The 26,987-nt window shown below is 57.1% G+C and carries 22 protein-coding genes and 2 pseudogenes; 13 read left to right on the top strand and 11 right to left on the bottom strand.

The annotated features are described in order from the left end of the window. The first annotated feature begins 8 nt into the window (after positions 1-8). The 4 genes and pseudogenes from tnpB to ACVBEG_RS19185 form a co-directional block, all read left to right on the top strand. Positions 9-368 (top strand): IS66 family insertion sequence element accessory protein TnpB, encoded by a 360-nt coding sequence (tnpB, locus tag ACVBEG_RS19200; protein WP_447108200.1) that lies wholly within the window; start codon positions 9-11, stop codon positions 366-368. 759 nt (positions 369-1,127) lie between these two features. Next, positions 1,128-2,873 carry a group II intron reverse transcriptase/maturase gene (ltrA, locus tag ACVBEG_RS19195; protein WP_447108199.1) on the top strand — a complete coding sequence of 582 codons (1,746 nt, stop codon included), beginning with the start codon at positions 1,128-1,130 and terminating at the stop codon, positions 2,871-2,873. A gap of 113 nt (positions 2,874-2,986) precedes the next feature. Next, positions 2,987-4,360: an IS66 family transposase gene (gene tnpC, locus ACVBEG_RS19190; protein WP_447108198.1), complete on the top strand. Its 1,374-nt coding sequence runs from the start codon at positions 2,987-2,989 to the stop codon at positions 4,358-4,360. Between the two features lie 49 nt (positions 4,361-4,409). Continuing rightward, positions 4,410-4,790 (top strand): annotated as a pseudogene (locus tag ACVBEG_RS19185) (IS66 family transposase); the annotation flags it as partial. 162 nt (positions 4,791-4,952) lie between these two features. On the opposite strand, the gene ACVBEG_RS19180 reads toward ACVBEG_RS19185, so the two are convergent. The 3 genes and pseudogenes from ACVBEG_RS19180 to ACVBEG_RS19170 form a co-directional block, all read right to left on the bottom strand. Further along, positions 4,953-6,137, bottom strand: a complete 1,185-nt coding sequence (locus ACVBEG_RS19180; protein WP_447108197.1) for an acyltransferase family protein — start codon at positions 6,135-6,137, stop codon at positions 4,953-4,955. A gap of 563 nt (positions 6,138-6,700) precedes the next feature. Beyond that, positions 6,701-7,103 (bottom strand): annotated as a pseudogene (locus ACVBEG_RS19175) (IS66 family transposase). Continuing rightward, the gene (locus ACVBEG_RS19170) at positions 7,060-7,197 is read right to left on the bottom strand and encodes a hypothetical protein (RefSeq protein ID WP_447108196.1); all 138 of its coding nucleotides are present in this window, start codon (positions 7,195-7,197) and stop codon (positions 7,060-7,062) included. Before ACVBEG_RS19170 ends, ACVBEG_RS19175 begins: the two are co-directional and overlap by 44 nt. A gap of 781 nt (positions 7,198-7,978) precedes the next feature. Between ACVBEG_RS19170 and ACVBEG_RS19165 the strand changes: the two genes are divergently transcribed. Both ACVBEG_RS19165 and fabF read left to right on the top strand, forming a co-directional pair. Continuing rightward, on the top strand, positions 7,979-8,314 hold the full coding sequence (locus ACVBEG_RS19165) for a ComEA family DNA-binding protein (RefSeq protein WP_447108195.1): 336 nt from the start codon (positions 7,979-7,981) through the stop codon (positions 8,312-8,314). 402 nt (positions 8,315-8,716) lie between these two features. Then, a complete protein-coding gene (fabF, locus tag ACVBEG_RS19160; protein WP_447108194.1) occupies positions 8,717-9,991 on the top strand; it encodes a beta-ketoacyl-ACP synthase II in 1,275 nt (424 codons plus the stop codon). An 18-nt stretch (positions 9,992-10,009) separates the two neighbouring features. Here the strand turns inward: fabF and ACVBEG_RS19155 are convergent, their stop codons facing one another. Beyond that, positions 10,010-10,573, bottom strand: coding sequence for a TetR/AcrR family transcriptional regulator (locus tag ACVBEG_RS19155; RefSeq protein WP_447108193.1), 564 nt, complete (start codon positions 10,571-10,573; stop codon positions 10,010-10,012). Positions 10,574-10,815: 242 nt separating this feature from the next. Here ACVBEG_RS19155 and ACVBEG_RS19150 point away from each other — a divergent pair, with 242 nt between their 5' ends. After that, on the top strand, positions 10,816-11,769 hold the full coding sequence (locus ACVBEG_RS19150; RefSeq protein WP_322217438.1) for an AraC family transcriptional regulator: 954 nt from the start codon (positions 10,816-10,818) through the stop codon (positions 11,767-11,769). A 273-nt stretch (positions 11,770-12,042) separates the two neighbouring features. Here ACVBEG_RS19150 and dsbG read toward each other — a convergent pair whose 3' ends face one another. Genes dsbG through dsbD form a run of 3 tightly spaced genes read right to left on the bottom strand, consistent with a single transcriptional unit; the run spans position 12,043 to position 15,409 of the window. Then, on the bottom strand, positions 12,043-12,810 hold the full coding sequence (gene dsbG, locus ACVBEG_RS19145; protein WP_322180946.1) for a thiol:disulfide interchange protein DsbG: 768 nt from the start codon (positions 12,808-12,810) through the stop codon (positions 12,043-12,045). Further along, positions 12,807-13,643, bottom strand: coding sequence for a prolipoprotein diacylglyceryl transferase family protein (locus tag ACVBEG_RS19140; protein ID WP_447108192.1), 837 nt, complete (start codon positions 13,641-13,643; stop codon positions 12,807-12,809). The genes dsbG and ACVBEG_RS19140 overlap by 4 nt, the downstream gene beginning before the upstream one ends. Beyond that, a complete protein-coding gene (gene dsbD / locus ACVBEG_RS19135) occupies positions 13,643-15,409 on the bottom strand; it encodes a protein-disulfide reductase DsbD (RefSeq protein ID WP_447108191.1) in 1,767 nt (588 codons plus the stop codon). Before dsbD ends, ACVBEG_RS19140 begins: the two co-directional genes overlap by 1 nt. A gap of 186 nt (positions 15,410-15,595) precedes the next feature. On the opposite strand from dsbD, the gene ACVBEG_RS19130 reads away from it, so the two are divergent. The 5 genes from ACVBEG_RS19130 to mgtA all read left to right on the top strand — a co-directional run bounded on the left by ACVBEG_RS19130 (position 15,596) and on the right by mgtA (position 23,684). Beyond that, positions 15,596-16,285, top strand: coding sequence for a response regulator (locus tag ACVBEG_RS19130; RefSeq protein WP_322180937.1), 690 nt, complete (start codon positions 15,596-15,598; stop codon positions 16,283-16,285). Next, positions 16,282-17,613 (top strand): ATP-binding protein, encoded by a 1,332-nt coding sequence (locus ACVBEG_RS19125; RefSeq protein WP_322180935.1) that lies wholly within the window; start codon positions 16,282-16,284, stop codon positions 17,611-17,613. Before ACVBEG_RS19130 ends, ACVBEG_RS19125 begins: the two co-directional genes overlap by 4 nt. A gap of 156 nt (positions 17,614-17,769) precedes the next feature. After that, positions 17,770-19,260, top strand: a complete 1,491-nt coding sequence (locus ACVBEG_RS19120; protein WP_322217431.1) for a DASS family sodium-coupled anion symporter — start codon at positions 17,770-17,772, stop codon at positions 19,258-19,260. 187 nt (positions 19,261-19,447) lie between these two features. Further along, entirely contained in the window at positions 19,448-20,725 is a 1,278-nt protein-coding gene (locus tag ACVBEG_RS19115; RefSeq protein ID WP_322180931.1) for a serine/threonine transporter, read from the top strand. Positions 20,726-20,918: 193 nt separating this feature from the next. Continuing rightward, complete coding sequence (gene mgtA / locus ACVBEG_RS19110) at positions 20,919-23,684, top strand: magnesium-translocating P-type ATPase (RefSeq protein WP_323565988.1); 2,766 nt, start codon at positions 20,919-20,921, stop codon at positions 23,682-23,684. A gap of 145 nt (positions 23,685-23,829) precedes the next feature. Here the strand turns inward: mgtA and ACVBEG_RS19105 are convergent, their stop codons facing one another. The 4 genes from ACVBEG_RS19105 to ACVBEG_RS19090 form a co-directional block, all read right to left on the bottom strand. Then, positions 23,830-24,399, bottom strand: a complete 570-nt coding sequence (locus tag ACVBEG_RS19105) for a DUF1003 domain-containing protein (RefSeq protein ID WP_322180927.1) — start codon at positions 24,397-24,399, stop codon at positions 23,830-23,832. Between the two features lie 111 nt (positions 24,400-24,510). Then, positions 24,511-24,708, bottom strand: coding sequence for a hypothetical protein (locus ACVBEG_RS19100; RefSeq protein WP_219061673.1), 198 nt, complete (start codon positions 24,706-24,708; stop codon positions 24,511-24,513). A 122-nt stretch (positions 24,709-24,830) separates the two neighbouring features. Further along, positions 24,831-25,313 (bottom strand): GreA/GreB family elongation factor, encoded by a 483-nt coding sequence (locus ACVBEG_RS19095; RefSeq protein ID WP_322182794.1) that lies wholly within the window; start codon positions 25,311-25,313, stop codon positions 24,831-24,833. Positions 25,314-25,330: 17 nt separating this feature from the next. Next, positions 25,331-25,708 (bottom strand): hypothetical protein, encoded by a 378-nt coding sequence (locus tag ACVBEG_RS19090; protein ID WP_443690603.1) that lies wholly within the window; start codon positions 25,706-25,708, stop codon positions 25,331-25,333. Positions 25,709-25,834: 126 nt separating this feature from the next. On the opposite strand from ACVBEG_RS19090, the gene earP reads away from it, so the two are divergent. Continuing rightward, complete coding sequence (earP, locus tag ACVBEG_RS19085; RefSeq protein ID WP_447108190.1) at positions 25,835-26,968, top strand: elongation factor P maturation arginine rhamnosyltransferase EarP; 1,134 nt, start codon at positions 25,835-25,837, stop codon at positions 26,966-26,968. Positions 26,969-26,987: the final 19 nt, after the last annotated feature.

Below are 26,987 nucleotides of genomic sequence, written 5' to 3'. Positions count from 1 at the left end.
AGCACGTCATGATGCGACCCGACGCCAAAGTCGAGAAAGTCTACCTCTACCCCAAGTCTGTGGACTTCCGAAAATCCATTGATGGCCTGGCCGCCTTGGTCGAACTGGATATTAAAGTTGCCGTGTTCGACCCCGTGCTTTTTGTCTTTCTGAATCGCCACCGTAACCGAGTGAAAATACTTTATTGGGAGCGCAATGGCTTTTGCCTTTGGCTCAAGCGCCTGGAGTCGGAACGTTTCAAAACATCGCCCGATGCCACCGACGAGGCCATCGTGTTAAGCGTCCAGGAATTGAACTGGTTACTCGACGGTTTTGATCTGTGGCGTAACCGCCCCCATCAGGTTTTGACTCCAAGATTTGTCGCCTAAAGGTTATAATCCGCGGCATGGTGCGACACGAGATCGCGTGTTCAACTTTTTAACTTCAATAGGTTAGCAGTCAAACACGAGTCGTAAGCTCTGGATCTCATTGCTCAACTCCGCTTTCTGGAGTAACGAGCCTGACGTGTATCCGTCAGTTCACTAGATCGGCATGCGTCAGGAGCCAATCTTGGGGTGTGAAGCCCGATCAACAATGTCCCTCCCGCAAGAGAGTGCAACCCGGTAACGGGATGCGCAGCACAACCGAATTGCACGGTAGTACGGGGACTAGTGACCCAACCCGCATGGCTAACATATGTGAATCGTCGACAGAACCCTCGTAAGGATTGACGGGCCTACGGCAATTATCGGCCCCAGCCAAAATGGCATTGCAGCCAGCCATTCCTGTCATGTAATGGGATGCGGTACTAGAAGCGCTGCCGGGGGATAGACGAAGCCTAAACGGGGAATTGATGCGATTCAGGGAACGTGGCAATCCCGACCACTTGCCTTACCAGCCACATCGGCAAGGCAGACTTTCCGCAAGGGACGTTGATGAGTGTGGGGAATAGGAGGATGCAAAAAGCAAAGGGCCGTCTGTAACGGATGGCATACCGGTTTCAACATTACCGGCAGGGGCAACCCTGGCTGACGTGCATCTGGTTTACGAGCGCAAATACAACTGTTGATTCCGTCGAACTATGAAGTTGGCACGGGTACACGCTAAGAGATCCTGTGCAAACAGTTTCTAACTTCGAGCAGGACTGTATGAATACGCAACCACCGACTTCGGTTACGTCTGCGTCCTCGGATGGGGCTATGAATTGGTACGGTCTCGATTGGGCCAGAATTCAAACCTCTGTTCGGAAAACACAGTTGAAAATTGCGCAGGCAACAAGGAAGGCCGACTGGCGAAAGGTGAAGCGCCTGCAACGCATGCTGACTCACTCGTTTCATGGGCGATGCTTAGCTGTGCGGCGAGTCACGGAGAACCGGGGTCGCAGGACGCCGGGGGTCGATGGCGAAACGTGGGAGACGCCCCAAGCCAAACTTCGAGGGGTGATGTGTCTATCGATCAAGCGGGGTTACTGTTCTAAACCGTTGAGGCGGGTATGGATACCGAAACCTGGTAAACAGGAGAAACGCCCACTCGGAATTCCCACGATGTTGGATCGGGCCATGCAAGCGCTTCATCTGCTGGCAATTGAACCTGTTGTAGAGAGCCAGAGCGACCCCCGAAGCTACGGCTTCCGACCGGATCGCTCGACGGCCGACGCAATGGTAGAGCTGTTTCATTTGCTGGCCGCCCAAGTAGCCCCTGTCTGGATTCTGGAAGGGGACATCAAAGGTTTTTTCGATAACATCAGCCATGATTGGCTTTGTCAAAATATCCCAATGGATAAGACGATACTGCGCAAATGGCTGAAAACCGGGGTTGTTGACCGGGGGCAATTTGTTGCTACGGAGGCAGGCACGCCACAGGGCGGTATCATCTCTCCCTGTCTGGCAAACGCCACCTTGAATGGTTTGGAGCTTTTGCTGAAAGATCACTTGAAAAAACGCTTTGGCACCATAGAAGCGAAGAAAACCAAGGTTCAGGTTGTGCGCTATGCAGATGACTTTGTGGTTTTGGCAAACTCGAAAGAGTTGCTTGAAAACGAAATCAAGCCTTGGATAGAGCAATTTCTGTCTGTACGAGGGGTTGCATTATCGCAAGAAAAAACGCGCATCGCACACATCCATCAAGGCTTTGATTTTCTTGGGTGGAATTTTAGGAAGTACGTCCCGAAGTCGCCGCACAGAAAGACAAAGCTGTTTATCAAGCCTGCGAAGAAGAATGTTTCAACGTTCTATCGGAAAGTGCGAGATATTATAAAAAACAGCGGAACCCTTACTCAGGGCGCACTGATGGGGCGACTGAACCCAGTGCTGCGAGGGTGGGCGCAATATCACTCCCCGGTTGTGGCGAAAGCCACCTTTAACAAGCTGGACAACCTTATCTTCTGGCGGATCTTGAGGTGGGCAAAGCGTCGGCATCCGAGGAAGTCTGTTGGTTGGCTTAAACGACGATATTACTGTTCCGGAATTCACCGGGCATTTGTATACCCAGTAAAGGGGATCGACGGGACAGTGAAGTTTCGCCAGCTATACATGCTGGCGGATACCGTAATCGTCCGTCACAAGTGCTTGCCGGGTGCGTATCAGCCGTACGATGCAGAACAGGAGTTCAAGTGGGAAGCATTAAGGGTTCAACGGATGCTACATAAGCTCCGGTATCGGCGGCAGGTACTGAGTCTTTTCAGGCGGCAACAGGGTAAATGTGCTTTATGCGGGCATGCCATCAGCAAGGATACCGGCTGGCACGATCACCACGTTGTCAGGCGGGTGGATGGCGGCCCGGATAAACTAAATAACCGTGTACTGCTCCATCCCGACTGCCACTTACAGTGCCACAAGCAGGGATTCAAGGAGCCACTTAAGCATAGCGGTTTGCAAAAACCACCTTCCGCGTGACCGGCCAGTAATAGACTGGCTTTCGTAAGCTTGAGCCGTATGCGGGGAAACTCGCACGTACGGTTCTAAGGGGGCCCCGGATCAGTAATGATCTGGGGCTACCCGACATTTCCATGCCTGACAACCTCCCTGATGACCCCGTGCTTCTCAAGCAGATGCTGCTTGAGACGTACGAAGCGCGTGCACGTGATCAGGAAGTCAAAGAGGCTTACCAGACCCATATCGTTGATCTGAAAGAGCAGATCAAGTTACTGCGTGACCGTATATTTGGCCGTAAGTCCGAACAAACGGTCGAACCCAACACGCCGCAACTGGCACTGTTCAACGAGCCCGAAAGTGAGCCGATGCCTTCAATCGGCGACGCTGACGAAGAAGTCGTTGCTCCAGCTCCACGCCGTGGCAAACGCAAGCCACTGTCTGCTGATCTGCCGCGTATCGAAGTCATCCACGAATTGCCTGAGCACGAACTGACCTGTGCCTGCGGTTGCCGCAAGCATGTGATCAGCGAAGAAACCAGTGAGCAGTTGGATATCGTGCCGATGCAGATTCGGGTGATCAAACACATCCGTAAAGTCTACGGTTGCCGTGGTTGTGAAACCGCTCCGGTCACTGCTGACAAACCCGCTCAGTTGATCGAAAAGAGCATGGCCAGTCCTAGCGTCTTGGCGATGCTGCTGACCACCAAGTATGTCGACGGATTACCGCTGCATCGTTTTGAAACGGCGCTGAGCCGACACGGTATCGATATCCCGCGTCAAGCCCTGGCGCGCTGGATCATCCAATGCGGCGAGCACTTGCAACCGTTGCTGAATCTGATGCGTGATCGGTTGCTGGAAAGCCCGGTCATCCACTGCGATGAAACTCGCGTCCAGGTACTCAAGGAGCCAGGTCGAGACCCGACCAGCCAATCCTGGATGTGGGTGCAAGCCAGTGGGCCGCCAGATCGAAAAGTCGTGCTGTTCGACTACACCTCCAGCCGTGCGCAGGAAGTACCGTTGCGCCTGCTGGAAAGTTATCGAGGCTACGTGATGACTGACGATTACGCAGGTTATAACGCGTTGGCGTTGCAACCGGGCGTGGAGCGTCTGGCGTGCATGGCCCATGCGCGACGCAAGTTCGTGGACGCGCAAAAAGTGCAGCCCAAGGGCAAGACGGGACGTGCCGATCTCGCGCTGACGATGATCAACAAGCTGTATGGCATCGAGCGTGAACTCAAGGACGTCAGCGATGAACAGCGTTTTACTGGCCGTCAGGAAAAGAGCCTGCCGATCCTGAGCCAACTAAAAAACTGGCTGGAGAAAACGCAGTCGCAGGTAATGCCACAAAGCGTGCTGGGCAAGGCAGTGAATTATCTGGCCAACAACTGGAGCCGGCTGGAGCCCTATACGTGGCTGCGCCACGTACTGGAACGACTGCCGCATGTGCAGTCGGTAGCGGATTACGAAGCGTTGTTGCCGTGGAACTGCTCGCCAGAGATGCCACGGTAAACGAGGCGGTAGTCTGGCGGTAGGTGTGGTTCATGGATCGGATACGGCGCAACTGAAAAGCTGGCTGGAGAAAACACATCCCCAGATTACGCCGCAGAGCGTGCTGGGCCGAGCCGTCAGTTATCTGGCCAGCAACTGGAGCCGGCTGGAACGTTACGTGGAGGCTGGTTTTTTACCGATAGACAACAACAGGGCTGAGCGCGCAATAAAACCGTTTGTAATAGGCCGCAAAGCATGGCTTTTCAGCGACACACCCAAGGGCGCCAACGCGAGTGCCCAGATCTACAGCTTGGTCGAGACCGCCAAGGTCAACGGCCAAGAGCCCTATACGTGGCTGCGCCACGTACTGGAACGACTGCCGCATGCGCAGTCGGTGGCCGACTACGAAGCGCTATTGCCATGGAACTGCTCGCCAGAGATGCTACGGTAAACGAGGCTGTAGTCTGGGGTAGGTGTAGTTCATGGATCGGATACTATGCGCCGACTCAGTTCAATTTGTTCTTTTTCACTGAGCACGATGTCTTGAGAGTTCATGTGATCACTTCTAGCACTGACTCAACCACACAAACATAGCTCAGGTTAGAAACTTATTTTAGAGATGGCTCGCGTGCGTGATTTTCTGCGCTCTAATCCACTCCGTCAATACCCCTGTCTTCTTAATTGCTGGCTTCTCTATGAGCCTGAAAGTTATGCCGCAGACCAAAATCAAAAAAGGAGTAAGTAGTACGATTACTCCCCAATACTGGATTGGTGTCAGTTTGCTCGCGAGAGAAGTACCAATCACGAAATTGAAAATCACGAAAAGAAGAATGCCATGTAGGAGATAAATGCTGTACGCCATTTCACCCATCGCCCGGGATAACTTACTTTTAAGCGTACCAAAAATACTATTACCCCCTGCAATGAGGCAGAATGCTATCGTCAGGAAGAATTTTGCCTTTGAGCTCCCGTATACTGATGAGTAGTTAGCTACGGTGTATATAACAAGGGTAGCTACAAGTAGTGTGGCTAACTTCGACACTGCAAATTTTCTGAAGCGCGCAGATCGCACCAAAATTGCTGCGACAATGCCTCCGAGGAAAAGCCAGTAGTAGCCATCACCCAAATAATAAAAGCTAAACGCTACAGCTGACAAAGCGCTTATGATAACGTACTTAGCTGGAGGCCGAATACCAATCACGAAAGCAATGATGGGGAGCACCATGTAGAAGAACCATTCATAGGGCAAGGACCATGTTACACCTGCATTAATGAGGTTGGTTCCAGTAAAACCGTTAACATTAGCCGCCCCGAAAATAGTAAAGCTCAACCATTTTATGATGCTAGTGATTATTTCTGAAGTCGGAGCTGCCGGTCCATTTTTTGTTAAAATCCAAACAATCAAAAGTAATAAAAAAATAGAGAACACATAAAGCGGAGTTAGTCTTAGAAAACGGGACACGTATAATCGGAGCCAGTCCACACCGCAATCACGGTCATCCAATAATTTCGAAAAAAATAGAAATCCCGTTATCATGAAGAACAGTGCGACGCCTGCCTGTCCAAAGTGGACAAAAAGCTGAGAGGGCGGTGCGACCCAAACACCAGACTTCAAGTAGTAATACCAGATGCACGAATGATGTAAAAAAACAAAAAATGCTAGGTATCCGCGTAAACCATCAATTGTTAAAAAACGACCATGGGGAGACGGAGTAACAATCTTATTAGATATTAAATGAGTTGACAGTAGCGCAACAAGAATAGCCACAGCCGCAGCAGAAGTGCTTATTATTTCCACTTGAATCCTTAGTATCTGAAATCATAGCCAGAGGTTTTCGCGACATAATACAGTGTTTAGGCTGTCAGAGCATACGTCTGCTCTCCCGCAGAGCTTGTGTGCAATTTTAACGTAAATTTTATTTAACATAATCTGCCCGCGAACCCCACCTACCAAAGGTGAGTTAACGGTTTACCCTGGAATCTCTGGCGATCAGTTCCACTGCAGCAAGGCTTCATAGTCTTCAATTGACTGCGCAGTGGTAGCCACGTGTTGGGTTATTGGCCGTTGACCTTGGCGGTCTCGAGCAGTCTTTCGATCTGAGCACTCGCGGTGGCGTCTTTAGGAGTGCCGCTGAACAGTCAAGCCTTAAGGCTGATCACATCGCTCGATCAGCATTGTTGTTATCGATAGGCCGGAAGCGGGTCTCTGTGTAACGATCAAGTTTGCTCCAGTCGTTTGGCCAAATAACTGACGGCTTGGCGGAGGACGCTCTGCGGCATAATATGGAGAAATATTTTCTCCAGCCGACTTTTAAATTGCATTAACATCGGCAGGCTATGTTTCTGACGACCGAACGTGGTTTATCGTTCACGTCTTTCATCTCGCGCTCGATACCGTACAGCTTGTTTATCATCGTGATGGCTATATTGGTACGGGCAGTTTTGCCTTTGGGTTGCACTTTTTAGGCTTCGACGAACGTGCGCCAGACAAGCCAGTCGTGTGACGCCCGGCTGCGCGCCCCAGGCGTTATAGCCTGCGTAATCATCGTCATCACATAGCCGCGATAACTGTCCAGCAAGCGCAACCGCACACCTGCGCACGGCCGGAGGTGTAGTCGAATAGCACGACTTTTCGATCTGGCGGCCCACTGGCTTGTAACCACATCCGGGATTGGCTGGTCAGGTCTTGATCCGGTTCTTTAAGGACTTCGACGCGGGTTTCATCGCGATGGATGACCGGACTTTCCAGCAGCCGGTTGCGCATCAGCGCTCAGTAGCGGTTGGAGGTGTTCACTGCGCTGGATAACCCAGCGGGCTAGGGATTGACGCGGGATATCGATACCGTGTCGATTCAACACCGTCTCGAAACGATGCAGCGGTAATTCGTCGACATACTTGGTATGTCAGCAGTATCGCCAAGACGTTCGGACTGGCCATGCTCTTTTCGATCAATTGAGCCAACAGTTCAGGCCCGCAACGTTCTTGGCGCCACCGCCGAATTAGCGGCAGTACGTGATGATAGTTCGCTGCTTTCTTGACTGGTGCGTTTCCCGCTCCAGATAAGGCTCAGTGCGATTAAAGTGCCGACTACCGAAGCAGCGCCCCAGCACAGAAAAAAAGTGACCATTTTGCTACTCCTGATTCGGTATTTCTTTGTTCGAACAACCGCGGATTCGAGCCTTTTTTGCTGAGCGTCAAAAAACTCCCGAACTAAATTTACCTCTAAAATTAAGTTGTTCAAGCTGAAAGCCATTGTTTTTTCGTCAAAAAAATGGCTTCCGTTTGTTTTTTTTGGGTTGAAGTTGTGTGGTTGTCGGTAAGTTGACGTTTTTCTGTTTTGGCGGTTTTTTGGCATTTTTTTTAATGAATGATTTCATGGTGCTAGCGCGGGAAGATGTTGGGTTGTCATGCTTCGACATAATTACGTCGCTCAAGCAGAAGAAAGCGTTTGTTTGAGAAATAATTGTTTCAAGTGACCTCGAAGGGCGCTTTTGGGCGGGGCTGATGTTCGCTACGGCTTTGCATGCGCGTTCAAATATTCGGTAACGCTTCGGTTTTTGACGGGGGGCGGGGCTCGGCTACCTTTGAGAGGCAGCTTCGGAAAGCTGCCCTCACCCTGGATAACATGGAGCGTCACTTATGCGTAATTCTGTCCTCTCGTCCTTCTTGTTTGCCTTGTTCACCACTGCTTCGGTCGCTGTGAGTGCCGCGCCTGTTGCCGAGGTTTCCGCGCCGGTCCCTGCCAGCGCTCCAGCCATGATGCAGGCCGAGCAGGGTGAAAGAATCAATCTCAACACTGCGGATGCCGAGATGCTTCAGCGTGAATTGGCTGGAGTGGGTGAAGCCAAGGCCAAAGCCATCGTGGCTTTCCGTGAAGCCAACGGCGAGTTTGCGTCGATTGATGAGCTGCTTGAGGTGAAAGGCATCGGCAAAGCGATCCTTGAAAAAAATCGCGACAAGGTCAGCATTAACTAAACAGGCGTCGGTGGATGAAAGGCTGGTCTTTTGACTGGCCTTTTTTAATGGGTGTGTGAAATGGGGTTGTTGCATGGTTTTATCAAAAAAAGTCAGAAGACACCTCGCGTCCGACCGTAGCAGTCGCAAAATGGTTGGGTTTACCACCGGATGAAGGTCGTGCCGCCCTTATTCGCAGACAAGTCAGCTCCTACGCCCGCGGGGCAGAATCGAGGTTGTGTTTGCTGTGCGACAAGGCGAGGCCTCCTATCAAACAATCGACACTTATGCCGACCGTTTCGCCAAACGCGGCTACGATTTGTTGTTAGTTGCGCGCGATCTGGATCGTATGATTCAGCTTGATGCGGCTCGTTACGAAGCTCCGGTTGCTTGAGCTTCTATTTCAACGTTGAGGGTTATTGCATGAGCGAACGCCGAGTTGTAGTGACGGGCATGGGCCTGGTGTCACCTTTGGGCTGTGGCGTGGAGGTGGTGTGGCAACGCTTGTTGGCGGGCCGCTCCGGGGTGATTCGGTTACCGGAAGAGGTGGTGGCCGATTTGCCGGGCAAGGTCGGTGGGGTTGTGCCGTTAATTGCCGATGACGCCGAGGCTGGGTTCGATGTGGACGCTGCTGCGCCTCCTAAAGAGCAGAAGAAGATGGACCGCTTCATTCTGTACGCGCTGGCGGCGGCCAAGGAGGCGGTGGCTCAGGCGGGTTGGGTTGCTGACAGCGAAGAAGCTCAGGAGCGCACGGCGACCATCATTGGTTCTGGCGTGGGGGGGTTCAGTGCGATTGCAGAGGCGGTGAGGATCACGGACAGCCGTGGCCCGCGCCGTTTGTCGCCGTTCACGATCCCTTCGTTTCTGGTCAATCTCGCGGCGGGCAATGTTTCGATCCAGCATGGTTTCAAGGGGCCGTTGGGCGCACCCGTGACTGCGTGCGCGGCGGGTGTTCAGGCGATTGGCGATGCAGCGCGGATGATTCGTTGCGGTGAGGCGGATATAGCGGTCTGTGGCGGTGCAGAGGCGGCGATTGATCGCGCGAGCCTTGGCGGATTTGCAGCGGCACGGGCGCTGTCCAGTGCGTTCAATGACACGCCGGAGCGTGCGTCGCGTCCGTTTGATCGTGATCGCGATGGGTTTGTGATGGGGGAGGGCGCAGGGATTTTGGTGATTGAGTCGCTGGAACATGCGTTGGCGCGTGGGGCCAAGCCGATTGTCGAGTTGGTGGGGTATGGCACCACGGCTGATGCCTATCACCTGACCGCCGGGCCGGAAGATGGCAGTGGGGCTCGGCGCTCGATGCAGGCGGCGATTCGTCAGGCGGGGATTCAACCTTCCGAGATCCAGCATCTCAATGCGCACGCCACGTCCACGCCGGTGGGTGACTTGGGTGAGATGGCGGCGATCAAGGCGGTGTTTGGTGATCAGGCGTCGATTGCAGTGACGTCGACCAAGTCAGCCACCGGGCATTTACTCGGCGCGGCAGGCGGGATCGAGGCGATTTTTACGGCATTGGCGATTCGCGATCAAATTGCGCCAGCCACCCTCAATTTCGACAATCCCGATGAAGCGGCGCAGGGCCTGGATATTGTCCATGGCGCGGCACGACCGATGGCCATTGAATATGCCTTGTCCAACGGGTTTGGGTTTGGCGGGGTCAATGCGAGCGTACTGTTTCGGCGTTGGCATGATTGAGTGGGTGTAAGTGAATCGTCATGCGGTGGCTTGCTGCTTAAGCCACTCACGCGTGGTGTCGAGGATTCGATCGGATAGCGCGGGGTCATTTGCGCTACGCGACAGTAGCAATGCACCGACCAAGGTCGAGAGCATGACGATGCTTTGTTCTCTGGCATTGGTTTGATCGGGAAGGGTGTTTTCGATGGACTTGAGCCGGGACTGGATACATTCATCGGTCGTCGGACTGGCCTGTCCGCGTTGGCCCAGCTCGGCGGACATGGTCGGCAGCGGGCAGCCTGTATCTGGCGATGCGCGATGCTCAGACGACAGATAACTGTCTATAAAAGCTGCCAGCGGGTTTTCCTCTGCGAACAGGCCGTTGCAACGAACAGTCACATCGTCGGCAGCTTTGCGCAGTGATTGTTCAACCAGGTCATCTTTGGATTTGAAGTGAGCATAAAAGCCGCCATGGGTCATGCCCAGAGCTTTCATCAGCGGTTGCAGGCCTGTTGCGCCGATGCCATCACGCCGAAAGCGCGCAGACGCTTCGTTGACGATCCGTTGATGAGTTTGGGCTTTATGGTCTTCCGAGTAGCGCATTGCTGGAGCCTCCCGATTAGGGCTCGTGAGATGGTGTATGTCATTTTCACATGGATGCGCAACATGTCGCATCAAACATTCACTGGACAGTTGCCCGGCTATCAGTTGATTGCAGAGAGTGTTCGGTGATCGGACAGTCGTCTGTTGTTTGCCCGCTATCTCCAGTACCCTCTTGATAGTGCCAATGCCCGGGTCTTCCGGGCATTGTGAGCAACTATAAAAACAAGATGGGTGTGCGGTGTATGCAAAGCCTTCTGCTTAACGAAAAGAGCATGGTGTTTGAGCGCGCCGACCCTTACGCGGTGTCGGAATACGTCAATCAACACGTCGGTTCCCACTGCATCCGGCTGCCTGCAACATCAAGACCGCAGGCCAGTCTGAATCACACTAAGTTCGCCAGTCTCGACCTGTGCCGTATCAGTTATGGCGCCAGTGTTCACGTGACGTCTCCCGCGCTTGAAACTATCTATCACTTGCAAATTCTACTGCGGGGTCAGTGCCTGTCCAAATCCTATGGGCAGGAGCATTACTTCGCGCCGGGCGAGTTACTGTTGATTAACCCGGACGATCCGGTGGACCTGATGTATTCCGCCGATTGCGAAAAATTCATTCTCAAGTTGCCGCTGCCTTTGCTCGACCTGACCTGCGCCGAGTTACGCTGGCATAAGCCCAGCGAAGGCATTCGTTTTGCCTCCAATCGCCATAAGCTGGCCGAACTCGATGGTTTTATGAGCCTGTTGGGATTGGTCTGTCAGGAAGCGGAAACGGACTTGGTGTTGCCTCGGGTTCGTGAGCATTACACCCAGATCATTGCGAGCAAACTGCTCTCGCTGCTGGGCACCAACGTCAACCGTGAGACGCTTGACGTGCAGTCCGCGCCATTCGAACGACTGGCCCAGTACATTGCGCAGAACCTCAAGCAAGACATCACCGTCGAGTCACTCGCGCAGTTGAGCCACATGAGCATTCGTTCGCTGTATGCGCTGTTCGAACGCCATGCCGGCACCACCCCGATGAACTACATCCGCAGCAAAAAGCTCGAACGAATTCAGGCCAGTTTGTCTGACCCGAGCCAGGGCGTGCGCAACCTGACCGAAATCGCTCTGGATTACGGCTTCCTCCATCTGGGCCGCTTCGCCGAGTACTACAAGAATCAATTTGGTGAATTGCCGTCGGTGACGTTGAAACGCCGCTGACCTCTGTGGGAAATCCCGCGCTGCCGTGCTAGCTGGAAGCCCGTGCCGGGCTTATTCGCAGACAAAACTACGCGTCCCGGTCAGCTCCTACCTATCAAAAGCATTGCCCACACTGTCTCAGCCTCTGGCCGCTAGGCCGTAGGAGCAGACTTGTCTGCGAATCGGCTGCGGAGCCGTCGCAAAATAGCTGGGTTCACCATCGCATGAAGGTCCTCCTGGTCGGACGCGACCCCGGCTTTTTCGCAGGCAAGTCAGTTCCATATCCTGCCAGGTTTATTTGGGGCCCATTATTTTGTTCAGGGTCTCGGGCGATGGTGCGCCTTGTTGCTGTTGCAGGTGGCCTTGGTCGTCGAGGTAGAAGATGGCCGGGGTGGCGGACAGGCCCAGATCGGTCATTAATTGCAGGTTGGCGTCGAGCTTGGTCTGGATATCTTTCGGGATGGTTGCCAGGGGTTTGAGCGGGCTGCCTTTGCCAGCGCTTTCGTGAGCGTTCAGCGCGACTTCGGGGGATTTGTCGGCCAGGAGCGTGGCGGATTTGGCGGCGCTGTCTTCGCGGATGATACCGACCATGATGTGCCGCAACTGCACTTTGCCGGCCTTGACCCACGGCCGTGCCTGTTCCCAGAACATGTTGCAGTAGGGGCAATTCGGGTCGCTGAATAGGTAGACCACTCGGGGTGCGGTCTTGCTGCCGTCGGCGATCCAGGTGCTGTTCTCCATCTTGTTCCAGACTTCTTTCGCCATCGGCGCATACACCAGCTTGTCCAGCGGCGCCTTGCTCAAGTCCTTGCCTTTTTCGTCATACAGATTGCCGGCCAGCACATGTTTGCCATCCGCTGTCAGGTAGAACGCCATGCCTTGATTCTGATACTCGGCGGCATACCCACGCAGGCCATCCGGGGCATCGAAACTGCCGACGATGCGCGCGCCCTTGGCTTCCATCGCCCGGATCGGTTCGGGCCATGTTTCGGCGTGCAGCAGCGAGCTTTGCAGGGCGAGCAGGCTGATGGAGACGGCTAAAAAGTGACGGGGTAGTGTCATGGGGCAGTCCTTGAGTATGAAGAGGGTGCATCGCTGTCGACGTTATCGAGGTAACGCGCCAGGCTGGCGTTGGACAATTCGCCGAGGTGGCTGCCGCGCAGGCGGCCATCGGCGGTATAGAAAATGGTGGTGGGCAGGGCCATGGAGCCGACGCTTTGCGCCAGTTTGCCGCTGCCATCGAACAACACGTTACGCAGATGCAGGCCTTGGTCGGCGATAAAACCGGTGACGGTCTGCTGGCTTTCGGCTTGGTTAACGAACAGGAAGACCACGTCCTCACGTTCTGCCTGCGCCTTTTGCAGCACCGGCATTTCCCGGCGACACGGGGGGCACCACGTTGCCCACAGGTTGATTACCAACGGTTTGCCTGCGTAATCGGCCAACTGCACCGATTCTCCGGCGGCATTGCGCAAGGTCAGCTGAGGCAGGCGCGCGCTTTCCTGGTAGATATTCAGGCCCATGGTTGCCAGCAACCAGAACAGCAAGCCGCTGCTCAAGCCCAGCCCCAGCGGTCGGCGCAACGCGTGCTGACGCCAGCCGCGCCAAAGGCCACCCAGTATCACTGCGAGCACGCCGGGCCAGATCAGAAAACCACCGTCGCGAATGTCGACGATCTGCCAGAGTTCTTCGCGGAACTGTGGCCAGTAAGCGATTACAAACCCCAGCCGAGCGACGAGTAGACCGAGCACGAACAGGCTGAATAGCGCCGACTCGGGATTGACCCCGCCACGCTTGGCGACACGCCAGCCGACCAGGGTTGCCAACCCTAGAGCGGCGATCAGCAGCACGTGGTTCATCGCGAGGGCGAAGGGGCCAATCGAGAAACTCAACATCAGCCACGCTCCCGGGTTGCTTGCCAGTGTTGCAGAAAGGGCTGGGCGTCGACCTCGCCGGTGATGCGTCGGTCACGCCGTTCTTCGCCCGTAGGACTTATCCACAGCAGGCTCGGCGGCCCCGGTACTTGATAGCGACTGAGAAGTTCGCGGCTGGCGGCATTGTCGGCAGTGACGTCCAGGCGTAGCAGGCGGACCTCTTTCAATGCGGCCAGCACCTCGGCTTTTGCGAACACCTGTTTCTCCATGACCTTGCAGGACACGCACCAGTCGGCATAGTAGTCGAGGAACACCCATTGACCTTGCGCCTTTGCAGCGTTGAGTTCGCGCTGAAGGGCTTCGGGTTCATTGACTGTGGTGAACGCGTTATGTTCAACGGCGTTCTGCACCGTAGCCCCCGGCGTGGCGTTGTACACCTGTAATGGGCGCAACGGATCTTCGGCGCCGCCTGCCGCGCCGATCAGCATCAAGGCTCCCCAGAGTCCGATCACCAGTCCGCCGGGGCCGAACAGGATCGCGGCGCGCTTGAGTTGCCGGGCCTGCATCACGGCGGCATAGGCTGCGACCAATAGCAGAACACCGCACATACCGACCCACAGCGACTCATCCAGTAGCGGTCGTACCATGATTAATGCGGTACCGAGGAACAGAAAGCCAAACACGCCTTTGAGCAGGTTCATCCAGGCGCCCGGTTTCGGCAGGAAGCGATTGCCCATCGTGACCAGCAGCAAGAGTGGCACACCGATGCCCAAGCCCATGGCAAACAACACCAGGCCGCCGTGCAGCGCATTGCCGCTTTGCGCGATGTAGAGCAACGCGCCGGCCAACGGTGCGGTCATGCAAGGGCCGACCATCAGCCCGGACAAGGCACCCAACACCCCGGCACCCACCAGACTCCCGCCTTGACGCTGGCGCCCGGCACTTTCCAGCCGATCACGCAGGACGGCGGGCAGTTGCAGTTCGAAAAGGCCGAACATCGGCAGCGCCAGTATCACAAACAGCGCGGCGAAACTGCCGAGTAGCCAGGGTTGTTGCAACAGCGCTTGCAGGTTGGCGCCCAGTAGCGCAGCCAGTACACCGAGACCTGCGTAGATCAGCGCCATGCTCAGCACATAACTGCTGGCCAGGGCGAGCCCGCGTTTGGGGCTCGCACCGCTGCCGACCACCACACCGGCCAAAATCGGCAGCATCGGTAACGAGCAGGGGGTAAAGGCCAGTAGCAAGCCCAGGCCAAAGAAAATCAACAGGCTCCAGCCGAGTGCGCGTTGCTGCAGGCTACTTGCCAGTGCTTGGTCCGGCGCCTGAGAAATGCCTGAATTGATGTTGTTGTTGTTGTTGTTGTTGTTGTTGTTGTTGCCGCCCAGATCGAGCACTTTGTTTTGCGGTGGATAACACAGCCCGGCGTCGGCACACCCTTGCCAGCTCAGCTTCACTTGCCCGCTGGCAGCGGCGGGGATCATCAAGTCCAAGGTGTTGCGATACACGGCCTGTGCGCCAAAATACTCATCGCTGTGGGGCTCGCCTTCAGGCAGTACGGGCCTGTTATCCGGCGACAAGCCCTCGAACTTCAGGCGCTGCTGATACAGGTAATACCCTTCACTGATGCGCCAGTGCAGGCGGGTCTCGCCCGAGGCCAGGCGCTCGGAGCTGAACGTGAACGCCTTGTCCGCTGGCAGAAAGTCCGCCTGAGCGAAAGGGTCGGTGCTCGGGAGTGCCTGGGCCAGGGCGGGTATCAGATAAAAGATAAACAGCCAAAAAATCCGCATGAACAAAAAAGCCTTGAAGTGACAGGTGGGGTAAGGATGCGGCATGTCGATTAAGCGAGCGTTAATGGCGGAGCGTGGGCACCGTCTTCGACGCTGCGGAGTCTCCTACAGGGGTGGGTGGACACGGGATGATTAATCGCGGGTTAATCGTGTTCTGCTTTAATAGCTTTTTTTCCCGAGTCCACCATGCACGTATTGCTTTGCGAAGACGATGACTTGATCGCCAGCGGCATTGTCGCGGGCCTTAATGCCCAAGGGCTGACGGTGGACCATGTCGCCACGGCGGCGGCTGCGCGGGCGATGGTGCTGGCGGCGCAGTTCGATGTGTTGATTCTCGATCTCGGCTTGCCCGATGAAGACGGCCTGACGCTGTTGCGCCAACTGCGCCAGAACGGTCTTGAATTGCCCGTGCTGATTCTCACGGCGCGGGACACGGTGACTGATCGGGTCGCCGGTTTGCAGGCGGGGGCTGACGATTACCTGCTCAAACCCTTCGATCTGCGCGAGTTAAGCGCTCGCTTGCACACCCTGATCCGTCGGGTGGCGGGGCGTTCGGTGAACCTGATCGAACACGGCTGCCTGACCTACGACCCCAGCAGCCGCGAAACCGTGCTGGCCGGGCAGCCGGTGGACCTCTCCCGTCGCGAGCAGGCGCTGTTGCATGCCTTGTTGCATAACCGCGGTCGGGTGTTGTCCAGCGAGCAACTGAAGGACAGCGTCTATGGTTTCGGCGATGACGTGGAGAGCAATGCGCTCAACGTGCACATTCACCACCTGCGTCGAAAACTGGGCCACACGATTGTCGAAACCGTGCGTGGCTTGGGTTATCGACTCGGTCCTGCGGATGCCAAGAGCGCCGGGCCGGAGGCGCCATGATGAGTTTAAGGGTGCGCCTGAGCCTGATTCTCGGGTCGGTATTCGTGTTGATCTGGGCCCTGGCAGCGGCCTGGATGCTCTGCGATTTGCGCAGCCAGATGATGCTGTCCCTCGACCAGCGTCTGGGCGCGTCGGCGCACATGGTTGCCGGTCTGCTCGAGCAGTTGCCGACCCCCGGCAAAAGTGACGGCACGCCGCTGAGTGCCGAGCAATTGGGTATTCCCGGCGGGCTCGCGTGCCAGGTCAGTTCGCTGCGGGGGGAGGTGCTGGTGCGCAGTCATGCCGACCCCGATCAGGCCCTCGACGCCCAGCAGTCCGGCTTTCACGATCAATTGATCAATGACGAACACTGGCGCAGTTTCACCCTGACCCAGGGGGATCTGCGCATTACCACGGCGGATCGACAGGCTGAACGCGACACCCTCCAGCATTCCATCTTGCTCGCGGCGTCGGTGCCGGTGGCGGTGGCCTTGTTCGGTAGCCTGGCGTTGCTGTGGCTGGGCATTGGTCAGGGTTTGGCGCCGCTCAATCGAATGCGCGATGCCTTGAAGCGGCGCAGTGCGGATTCCGTCGAGCCGTTGCACGTCCCCGATCTGCCCAGCGAGCTGCAGCCGTTACTGGACACCCAGAATCAATTGTTCCAGCGCATCGCCCAGACCCTTGAGCGCGAGCGCCGCCTGACCGGCGATGCCGCCCATGAACTGCGCAGTCCGCTGACCGCTATCAAAACCCACCTGCAAGTGGCGCGCATGACCGAAGGTCCGGTGCGGGATCGCTCATTGGCCCACGCGGAAGAGGGGGCCGACCGTCTGCACCGAACCCTGGAGCAATTGCTGTTACTGGCCAGGGTGGAGGGCAGTCTGTCGTTTGATGATGGGGTGCAGTGCAGTGCTGAAGAGGTTGCGCGGTTGGCCATCCACGACGCTAGCCCGGGCGATAGTTCGCGCATCGAACTGCACATGCCGAAAAATCTCTCCCTCGCGGCGGTGGAGATGCCCGCGGTATTGGCCGTTGCCGCGTTGCGCAATCTGCTGGATAACGCGTTGCGCCACACGCCTGCCGATGCGCATGTCGAGCTGAGCCTTGAGGCCGATGTGCATACCGCCTGCTTCCATGTGCGCGACCACGGCCCTGGCATTGCGAGCGAGGACCTGCAGCACCTCACCGAACGTTTCTGGCGCAACGGTAAAAGCCCTGGAAGCGGCCTGGGCCTGGCCATCGTCCAGGCCATTGTTCAGCGCTGCGCCTGCTCCCTGACATTCGACAGTCAGCCGGATGGTTTGCGCGTCGAGCTGCGGGTGCCACTGCGGAGCAATCAGGCGGAGTAGCCCCCTGCATTGATGGATCAGGGCTCAGGTCCGGGCCCGTTGACTCGGGTCAAGGCCTGTCGGCGGCTGTGCTGCTATTCTGCGCGCGGTAGCTGGATGCTCGCGGTGTTGCGGATGTCTGTCTGAGTCAGGTCATGAAGGATCAGGGGGATGGACATGAACGCACCCGAGACCGTGCCGGCGCAGCCTGCGGCCCGCATCAAATTTCCTGTGGGGTTGGTGGTCGCCGCGCTGGTAATGGTGGGCGTGCTGCTCTTGCCGTTGCCGACCGACTTGCCCGTCGCAGGCCATCGGATGCTGGCGATTCTGGCGTTCGCCGTGGTTGTCTGGATTACCGAGGCCGTGTCGTACGAAGCCAGTGCGATCATGATTACCTCGCTCATGGCGTTTTTGCTGGGGACGGCGCCGACGCTTCAGGACCCTTCGGTGATTTACGGCTCTTCTGCCGCGATTACCATGGCCTTGACCGGGTTTTCCAACTCTGCGCTGGCGCTGGTCGTGGGCGCGCTGTTCATCGCGGCGGCCATGACCCATACCGGGCTGGATCGGCGCATTGCTCTGGTCACGCTGTCGCGGATCGGCACCAGCACCCGACGCATCATGCTCGGTGCCATCGTGGTGACGATTTTACTGAGCCTTGTGGTCCCGAGTGCGACGGCGCGCAGTGCCTGTGTCGTACCCATCATGATGGGGGTCATCGCGGCATTCGGTGTGGATAAACGCTCGAATATCGCCGCCGCGATCATGATCATCGTGGCGCAGGGCACCAGCATCTGGAACGTCGGGATTCAGACCGCCGCCGCGCAGAACCTGCTGACAGCCGGGTTCATGGACAAGATGCTCGGCCAACGCGTGGCCTGGATCGACTGGCTGATTGCCGGCGCTCCGTGGGCAATCATCATGTCTGGCGTACTGATGTTTCTGGTGCTGAAGATGCTCCCGCCTGAAAGCGACAGCATTCCCGGTGGCAAGGAGGCGGTTGCCAAGTCGTTGGCCGATATCGGGCCCATGACCGGCGCGCAGAAACGTCTGTTGACCGTCTCGATACTGCTGCTCCTGGTTTGGTCCACCGAGGGCAAACTGCACAGCTTCGACACCACCTCGACGACCTATGCAGGGTTGGTAATTTTGCTCCTGCCGCGCTGGGGGATCATGACTTGGAAGGACGTGCAGTCGCGGATTCCATGGGGCACGGTGATTGTGTTCGGGGTGGGGATCAGCCTCGGTACGGCGCTCCTGAACACCCACGCGGGTCAATGGCTCGGCACTCAGGTGGTCAGCCATACCGGCCTGGACCAAGTAGGCCCGCTGGGCGTCTTCGCAATCCTCGGGGCGTTTCTGATTTTGATTCACCTGGGGTTCGCCAGTGCGACCGCGCTGACCTCGGCCATGTTGCCGATCCTGATTGCCGTGCTGCAAACCTTGCCCGGCGATTTCAATCGACTGGGCATGACCATGCTGCTGGGCTTTGCGGTCAGCTATGGCTTCATCCTGCCGGTCAATGCACCGCAGAACATGGTGTGCCTGGGCACGGAAACCTTCACCGCCAAACAATTTGCCCGTGTCGGCCTGGTCGTGACGCTGATTGGGTACCTGCTGATGCTGGTGTTCGGCGCGACCTACTGGAAGTGGTTGGGCTGGATGTAAGGGGTTTTCGCGAATCGTTGAGCACTGTTGTACTGACGCGCTGAAGACCGTTCCTCAGGCAGGGCTTTGATTCTTAAGCCTAATCCCGGACAATCGCGCCCCTCTTAAGGTTGGGGGCGCTGACTGTACAGTGTTGTGATCCGCCCCGGCCTTGCAGTAATGACTGGCTAGCGGAGATGTCGAACGGATGAATGACCAGGCCACCAGCGTCGATGAACGCGTTGAATCGGTGCCAGCGGGCGTTGCCTCTTGGAGCCACCATGACACCACTTGGATGCTGGGCCTGTTTGGCACCGCAATCGGTGCGGGCACGTTGTTTCTGCCGATCAACGCCGGTATCGGGGGCTTCTGGCCACTGTTGATTCTGGCGGTGCTGGCGTTCCCCATGACGTTCTACGCCCACCGTGGCTTGACCCGGTTTGTGTTGTCCGGACGCGAAGGTGCCGATATCACCGAGGTCGTCGAGCAGCATTTCGGCAAGACCGCTGGCGCGCTGATTACCTTGCTGTATTTCTTTGCGGTGTTCCCGATCCTGCTGATTTACAGCGTGGCGTTGACCAATACCGTGGGCAGTTTTCTCGAGCATCAACTGCATGTGCAGCCGCCACCCAGAGCGCTGCTGGCGTTTTTGCTGATCGTCGGGCTGCTCGCGGTGGTGCGCTGTGGCGAGAAGGCAATCGTCAAGGCAATGAGTCTGATGGTTTACCCCTTCATCGTTGCGTTGCTGTTCCTGGCGGTGTTTCTGATCCCGCACTGGAACGGCGGAATTCTGGCCACCGCGACCACGCTGCCTGAACCGTCGGCGCTGCTGCACACCCTGTGGCTGGCGATTCCGGTGATGGTCTTCTCGTTCAACCATTCGCCGATCATCTCGGCCTTCGCCGTGGACCAGAAACGCCAGTACGGCCGCCACGCCGAAGTGCGCAGTTCGCAGATTCTCGCGCGCGCCCACGGGCTGATGGTGGTGATGGTGCTGTTCTTTGTGTTCAGTTGCGTGCTGACCTTGTCGCCGCTGCAGCTGGCCGAAGCCAAGGCGCAGAACCTGTCGATCCTGTCCTACCTGGCCAATCACTTCAGCAACCCGACGATTGCTTTTGTCGCGCCGCTGATTGCCTTTGTCGCCATCACCAAGTCGTTTCTGGGTCACTACATCGGCGCCAGCGAAGGCCTTAAAGGCCTGGTCGTCAAAACCGGGCATCGTCCGGCGCCACGCACCCTGGATCGGCTGACAGCGGCGTTCATGTTGCTGGTCTGCTGGCTGGTGGCGACCTTGAATCCGAGCATCCTCGGCATGATCGAAACCCTGGGCGGGCCGGTCATTGCTGCGCTGTTGTTCCTGATGCCGATGTACGCCATCCACAAAATCCCGGCGATGCGTCGTTACGCTGGCAAGGCGTCCAACGTTTTTGTGACCGTGGTCGGTCTGGTAGCGATTTCGGCGTTGGTTTATTCGTTGATCGACTGATCGGTATCAGGGGGGATCGCGCTCATATGGGCGTTTTGGCGCGACCAGCCCCGAGTCGATCACCGCGGTGCTGCGGACGCGCGTGTCGTTTTCGATATGCGGGCCAGACCTGCCTTGCCGACAAGTCGAGCAGGGCTTAAGGTCGGCCGAGCCTGCCAATAGGTTCCTGCCGTAAACCGTTAGGGGAATAGCGATGAAACTCGCCCTTTTGAAAGAATTTTTCGCAGGCTTTCTGCGGACTCGACATTTCTCCCGGCACTTCCGTCGATTGGCACTGCTGGACAGCCTGACCGATGCCCCGGTCAGCCGCGAGGTGCCGCCGACCCTGGCACAAACCCTGGTGGCGGGGGCCAACAGTGATGTGGGTGCTTTGCTGGAAAAGCTCGGCAGCCACAACGAAGGTCTGAGCGACAGCGAAGCTGAAGTACTGCGCGAGCAATACGGCCTCAACGAAGTCGAGCACGAGCAACCGCTGCCATGGTGGGTTCACCTGTGGCACTGCTATAAAAACCCGTTCAACCTGCTGCTGACCTTGCTGGCGGTCATCTCCTGGCTGACCGATGACATGAAAGCTGCCACCGTGATTCTCTCGATGGTGGTGCTCTCGACGTTGCTGCGTTTCTGGCAGGAAGCCAAGTCGAACAAGGCCGCCGATGCCCTCAAGGCGATGGTGAGCAACACCGCGACCGTCATGCGTCGGGGGACCAGCAAAGAGGCGACGCCGATGTTCGCCAGGTTCTATGGTGCGGCAGCAGCGGTCCAGGGAGCATCGCGGATCGAATTGCCAATCAAGCAACTGGTACCCGGTGACCTGATTGTGTTGTCGGCGGGTGACATGATCCCTGCCGATTGCCGGGTGCTCAGCGCCAAGGACCTGTTCGTCAGCCAAGCGGCGATGACGGGTGAATCCATGCCGGTCGAGAAGTACGCCCGTCAGCAGGATGCAGGCACCCACAACCCGCTGGACCTGGAAAATATTCTGTTCATGGGCACCAACGTGGTGTCCGGTGCCGCCACTGCGGTGATTCTGACCACCGGTAATAACACCTATTTTGGCGCGCTGGCTCAACGGGTCAGCGCTACCGACCGTGCTCCGACCTCGTTTCAGACCGGGGTTAACAAAGTCAGCTGGCTGCTTATTCGCTTCATGTTTGTGATGGCGCCACTGGTGCTGTTCATCAACGGGTTCACCAAGGGCGACTGGACCCAGGCGCTGCTCTTCACGCTGTCCGTCGCCGTCGGGCTGACCCCGGAAATGTTGCCGATGATCGTCACCTCGACCCTGGCCAAAGGTGCGGTGTTCCTGTCGCGCAAGAAGGTCATCGTCAAACGCCTCGACGCGATCCAGAATTTCGGCGCCATGGACGTGCTGTGCACGGACAAAACCGGCACGCTGACGCAGGACAAGATTTTCCTGGCTCGCCACGTTGATGTCTGGGGCGATGAGTCGGACGACGTTCTGGAAATGGCGTATCTGAATAGCTATTACCAGACCGGCCTGAAAAACCTGCTGGACGTGGCGGTGCTGGAACACGTTGAAGTGCACCGCGAGCTGAAAGTCGCCACCGCGTTTCAGAAAGTCGATGAAATCCCCTTCGACTTCACCCGCCGGCGCATGTCGGTGGTGGTGGCCGAGCAGGATCAGGCGCATGTGTTGATTTGCAAAGGCGCAGTGGAGGAAGTGCTGGCGGTGTGCAAGCGCGTTCGCCATGGCGATGAGGATGAAGCGCTGAGCGCTGAACTGCTGGCGCGTATTCGGCAGGTGACTGCGGCGTTCAACGGAGAGGGGCTGCGGGTTGTGGCGGTGGCTGCTCGCTCGATGGCGCCGGGTCGAGACGCGTACAGTCTTGCTGATGAACAAGAGCTGACATTGATCGGTTATGTGGCGTTCCTCGATCCACCCAAAGAAAGCACCGCTCCGGCGCTCAAGGCGTTGGCCGCCCATGGCGTAGCAGTAAAAGTATTGACCGGCGATAACGAGCTGGTGACCGCGAAAATCTGCCGTGAGGTGGGCCTCGAGCAACAAGGGCTGCTGCTCGGAGGGGATGTCGAGGGCATGAGCGATGCTGAATTGGCCGTCGCGGTGGAGACCACCAATGTCTTCGCCAAGCTCACGCCTGCGCACAAGGAGCGCATTGTGCGCATGCTCAAAGCCAACGGGCACGTGGTCGGTTTTATGGGCGACGGCATCAATGACGCCCCGGCGTTGCGCACGGCTGATATCGGTATTTCAGTCGACAGCGCGGTGGACATCGCCAAGGAAGCGGCGGATATCATCCTCCTGGAAAAAAGCCTGATGGTCCTGGAGGAGGGCGTACTGGAAGGCCGTCGGACCTTCGCCAACATGCTCAAGTACATCAAAATGACCGCCAGCTCCAACTTCGGTAACGTGTTCTCGGTGCTGGTGGCCAGCGCGTTTATCCCGTTCCTGCCGATGTTGCCCATGCATCTGCTGGTGCAAAACCTGCTGTACGACATTTCGCAGATTGCCATCCCCTTCGATAACGTCGATGAGGAAATGCTCAAACAGCCGCAGCGGTGGCAGCCTGCGGATGTCGGGCGCTTTATGCTGTTCTTTGGCCCGATCAGCTCGATCTTCGACATCACCACCTTTGCCTTGATGTGGTACGTGTTCGACGCCAACACCCCAGACCATCAAACCCTGTTCCAGTCGGGCTGGTTTGTCGTCGGGCTGCTGACCCAGACCTTGATCGTGCACATGATCCGCACGCCGAAGATCCCGTTCCTGCAAAGCCGCGCGGCCATGCCGCTGATGGTGATGACCTTCGTCATCATGGCTGTGGGGATCTTCCTGCCGATGGGACCGTTGGCGCATTACTTCAAACTGCAAGCGTTGCCGTCGCTGTACTTCGTCTTCCTGCCGGTGATTCTGCTGGCCTACATGGGCCTGACCCAAGCGGTGAAAGGCTTCTACATCCGACGCTTCGGCTGGCAGTGACAGGCCTCGTTGAAGGTCTTCGCAGACAAGTTGCAATGCTTTTGACAGGTAGGAGCTGACTTGTCTGCGATCGGCTGCGCAGCAGTCGCAAAATGGCTGGATTCTCTGGGCGGAATCCAGCCCGATTTTGCTGCGCAATAGTGCGCTACACAGGGTCCACTTTCTTTTTGACGAAGTGCCCGTGCATTTCCACGGTCAGGGTCTCGACTCGCTCGGTCAGGGCTTTGGTCATTTCGGTCAGGCGGGTGTTCTGCTCAAGCAGTTGGAGCATTTGCGCAGAGCTCTGTGCGGCCATTGCCATGCGTTGCTCATTGGCTAACGCCAGTGCTTCCCGGTGCTGCGCATCGGCATCGGCGTGGGCTTTGTCCCGTGCGGCCTGACGGGTCTGGGCGAGCAGGATCAAGGGGGCGGCGTAGGCCGCTTGCAGGCTGAATGCCAGGTTGAGCAGGATGAACGGATAGACGTCGAATTGGGTGAAGCCACTCAGGTTGACCCCGATCCACAACACAACGATCAACGTTTGCCCGCCAAGAAACATTGGCGTGCCGAAGAAGCGTGCGAATGCTTCAGCCTTGAGGGCAAAGCTGTCGTTGCCGAAGGTTGTCGACAGGTGCGCATGCTGCTTGTGGAAGCGCAGATGATCGACCTGCGCTTTCTTCGGCGCAATCGGTGCGACGGGATCGGAAACGGGGGCGTCGGGCGTGGCGGCAGTCATGAAAAATTCCTGATGCTCAAGTAAACGGACGGGCAATAACGCCCTTGCCGCCACTATAGCCGCACGCCAGTCGCCTCGATATGTCCGGCGAGCCGATACCGCCGGTCGGCCTTAATCAGGGTGCAGGGGCTTGGACACCTGCATGATGTGCGCATAGTCGTACACATATTGCCGACCCGCATGGCTGGTCAGTCGCAGCTCCTCGATCAGTAGGCGCTCTTTCTTACTCAGATATAACAACCCAGGATGGTCATCGGACTTGAGGCGATCACGTTCATGGGCGTCAGGGAAAGTGATGACGTTCGTCATGAAAAATCTCCTTGCGTATTGAGTCCTTGTTCCCGGATGTCTGTCCAGGCCACTGGTGATGTAGCGACAGTGCACCTTACCCAGAAAAAGTTGGGGGGATCAACCCTGCAAACGGATAGGTCTCACATCACTTGAGTGACTTCGAACGATTGGCGCGCGCCGTTGATGGTGATTTCTACAACATCCCCCTCCGCTTTGCCGAGCAGGTTTTGCCCCAGCGGTGCGCGGGTCGTGATGACGGTGATCAATACGTCGCCCAGGTAGATCTTCAAGCCGGCAGCATCGGGCCCGAGGAACAATTGCTGCTGGCTGCCGTTGCCGGCCTCCAGGCTGAGCAGGTCGCCGATTTGAATCCCGCGTTGCTCGTCGAAAGGTCGCAGGCTCAGGTTCTGGAACAGCACCAGTGATTGACGGATTTCCTCGACGCGCCGTGCTTGACCCGCTGCCAGGTACGACGCCTCCAGGCCAAGGGTGTCGTACTTGTTCTCGGCGATATTTTCTTCGTGGGTCGCGGTTTCGTAGGCGGTCTGGGCTGCACGTTGCGCAACGTCCAGATCAATGACGAGTCTGGCGATGATCAGTTCGAGTACAGACTGCTTATTCAGGATTGATTGCATCAGGCCTAACCACAAAACTGACTGACATTGGCCCGGGTTTTTTCACTGGGCGCAGTTTGATCCTGCTGTAACCAGAATTGGCATTTCGGCGCGCTGAGGCGTTTTTCCTGAGCGGCCTGATTCTGTTCCTGGGCTTGCTGGGCCTGGCTGTCCTGCAGGTTTTGTTTGTACTTGTCGAACATCGGGTTTTCCGACGCCGGTTGCGCCGGAGGACGTGAGCCGAGGGTAGAAGCCTTGAACTGGCTGACAACGCTGTTCAATGCGCTGACCTGGCTGGCGAGCGTCGTGGTGTAAGCCAGTCCCACCGTCACCGCGATAGCAATGAAACCGAGCCAGACGCCCACGGCAATGCAAATAATCAATTTCAGGGGGTGAGAGAGCATTGAAAATTCCTGGTGTGACCATCGGATGCCAACGATTGTCGCACGACAGACGGCCGAAGCTGGAGCTTGCAGGCCGTTATGACAGACAATCAGCAGCTTTAGCGTTTCTTCTTTAGGGAACCAGGCATGAAAGTCTCCTGGGATATTTTTTGCAACGTTGTCGATAACTACGGCGATATCGGGGTTACGTGGCGTCTGGCCCGGCAATTGGCGGCAGAGTACCCCTTCGCGGTACGTTTGTGGGTGGATGATTTGCAGCCCTTTGTGCGGTTGTGTCCGGGGGCTCAGGTGGATGCCGCGCAGCAGTGGCAGGAGGGGGTCAGCGTCTGCCATTGGACCAAAGACTGGCAGCCTACCGAACCGGCGGACGTGGTGATCGAGTCGTTTGCCTGCCGTTTGCCACAGGCTTATCGGGACGCCATGCCTCAGCGCATGCGCCCGCCGCTGTGGCTGAATCTGGACTACCTCAGCGCCGAGGAGTGGGTGTCCGGTTGCCATGCGTTGCCATCACCGCAATCCAACGGCTTGCGCAAGATTTTCTTCTTTCCCGGGTTTCGTCAGGCGACCGGGGGCTTGTTACGCGAAGCCGGCTTGCTCGATCAGCGCCACGCTTTCCAGCAGGACCAAGCCCTGCAGCGAAACTTTTTACGAGGCTTGGGCGTGGTTCCGGACGAAGGCGCGCGCCTGATGTCGCTGTTCGCCTATGAAAACGCCGGGCTCGCCAGTTGGCTGGATGCATTGGCCGCCGATAGCCGACCGACCCACTTGTTGGTGCCGGAAGGGCGGATTATGGGCGACCTGCAGCGTTGGCTGGGCGTCGAGGGTTTGCGGCCGGGAGCCTTGGAAGTCCGTGATTCGCTGACGGTCCACGTGCTGCCATTCGTCCGACAGGAGGACTATGACCGTCTCCTGTGGTGCTGCGATTTCAACGCCGTGCGCGGGGAAGACTCGTTTGTTCGTGCGCAATGGGCCGGTCGACCGTTCCTCTGGCACATCTATGAACAAGATGACGATGCACACTGGGTCAAGCTCGACGCGTTCCTCGATCTCTATCTCCAGGGCCTCTCGCCCGCGGCTGCCCAGGCACTGAGGGATGTTTGGCGAGCCTGGAATGCCGGACAGGACATGGGTCAAAGCTGGTCTGATGTGCTGCAACACTGGTCGGAAGTCACCCTGCACGCCGAATACTGGTGTCAGGAACAGGCTTCGCAGGTAGATCTTGCAGCGGCTCTAGTACAGTTTTACCGAAATTGGATATGATGCGCGGCCTAGATATTTG

It is taken from the genome of Pseudomonas sp. GG8 (genome assembly GCF_052976945.1).
This window is presented reverse-complemented; position numbering and strand designations above follow the sequence as displayed.

Excerpts from the sequence above, each read along its gene's own strand:
- tnpB (WP_447108200.1), top strand. The coding sequence starts at position 9 with ATGATGCGACCCGACGCCAAAGTCGAGAAAGTCTACCTCTACCCCAAG.
- ltrA (WP_447108199.1), top strand. The coding sequence starts at position 1,128 with ATGAATACGCAACCACCGACTTCGGTTACGTCTGCGTCCTCGGATGGG.
- tnpC (WP_447108198.1), top strand. The coding sequence starts at position 2,987 with ATGCCTGACAACCTCCCTGATGACCCCGTGCTTCTCAAGCAGATGCTG.
- ACVBEG_RS19165 (WP_447108195.1), top strand. The coding sequence starts at position 7,979 with ATGCGTAATTCTGTCCTCTCGTCCTTCTTGTTTGCCTTGTTCACCACT.
- fabF (WP_447108194.1), top strand. The coding sequence starts at position 8,717 with ATGAGCGAACGCCGAGTTGTAGTGACGGGCATGGGCCTGGTGTCACCT.
- ACVBEG_RS19155 (WP_447108193.1), bottom strand. The coding sequence starts at position 10,573 with ATGCGCTACTCGGAAGACCATAAAGCCCAAACTCATCAACGGATCGTC.
- ACVBEG_RS19150 (WP_322217438.1), top strand. The coding sequence starts at position 10,816 with ATGCAAAGCCTTCTGCTTAACGAAAAGAGCATGGTGTTTGAGCGCGCC.
- dsbG (WP_322180946.1), bottom strand. The coding sequence starts at position 12,810 with ATGACACTACCCCGTCACTTTTTAGCCGTCTCCATCAGCCTGCTCGCC.
- ACVBEG_RS19140 (WP_447108192.1), bottom strand. The coding sequence starts at position 13,643 with ATGTTGAGTTTCTCGATTGGCCCCTTCGCCCTCGCGATGAACCACGTG.
- dsbD (WP_447108191.1), bottom strand. The coding sequence starts at position 15,409 with ATGCGGATTTTTTGGCTGTTTATCTTTTATCTGATACCCGCCCTGGCC.
- ACVBEG_RS19130 (WP_322180937.1), top strand. The coding sequence starts at position 15,596 with ATGCACGTATTGCTTTGCGAAGACGATGACTTGATCGCCAGCGGCATT.
- ACVBEG_RS19125 (WP_322180935.1), top strand. The coding sequence starts at position 16,282 with ATGATGAGTTTAAGGGTGCGCCTGAGCCTGATTCTCGGGTCGGTATTC.
- ACVBEG_RS19120 (WP_322217431.1), top strand. The coding sequence starts at position 17,770 with ATGAACGCACCCGAGACCGTGCCGGCGCAGCCTGCGGCCCGCATCAAA.
- ACVBEG_RS19115 (WP_322180931.1), top strand. The coding sequence starts at position 19,448 with ATGAATGACCAGGCCACCAGCGTCGATGAACGCGTTGAATCGGTGCCA.
- mgtA (WP_323565988.1), top strand. The coding sequence starts at position 20,919 with ATGAAACTCGCCCTTTTGAAAGAATTTTTCGCAGGCTTTCTGCGGACT.
- ACVBEG_RS19105 (WP_322180927.1), bottom strand. The coding sequence starts at position 24,399 with ATGACTGCCGCCACGCCCGACGCCCCCGTTTCCGATCCCGTCGCACCG.
- ACVBEG_RS19100 (WP_219061673.1), bottom strand. The coding sequence starts at position 24,708 with ATGACGAACGTCATCACTTTCCCTGACGCCCATGAACGTGATCGCCTC.
- ACVBEG_RS19090 (WP_443690603.1), bottom strand. The coding sequence starts at position 25,708 with ATGCTCTCTCACCCCCTGAAATTGATTATTTGCATTGCCGTGGGCGTC.
- earP (WP_447108190.1), top strand. The coding sequence starts at position 25,835 with ATGAAAGTCTCCTGGGATATTTTTTGCAACGTTGTCGATAACTACGGC.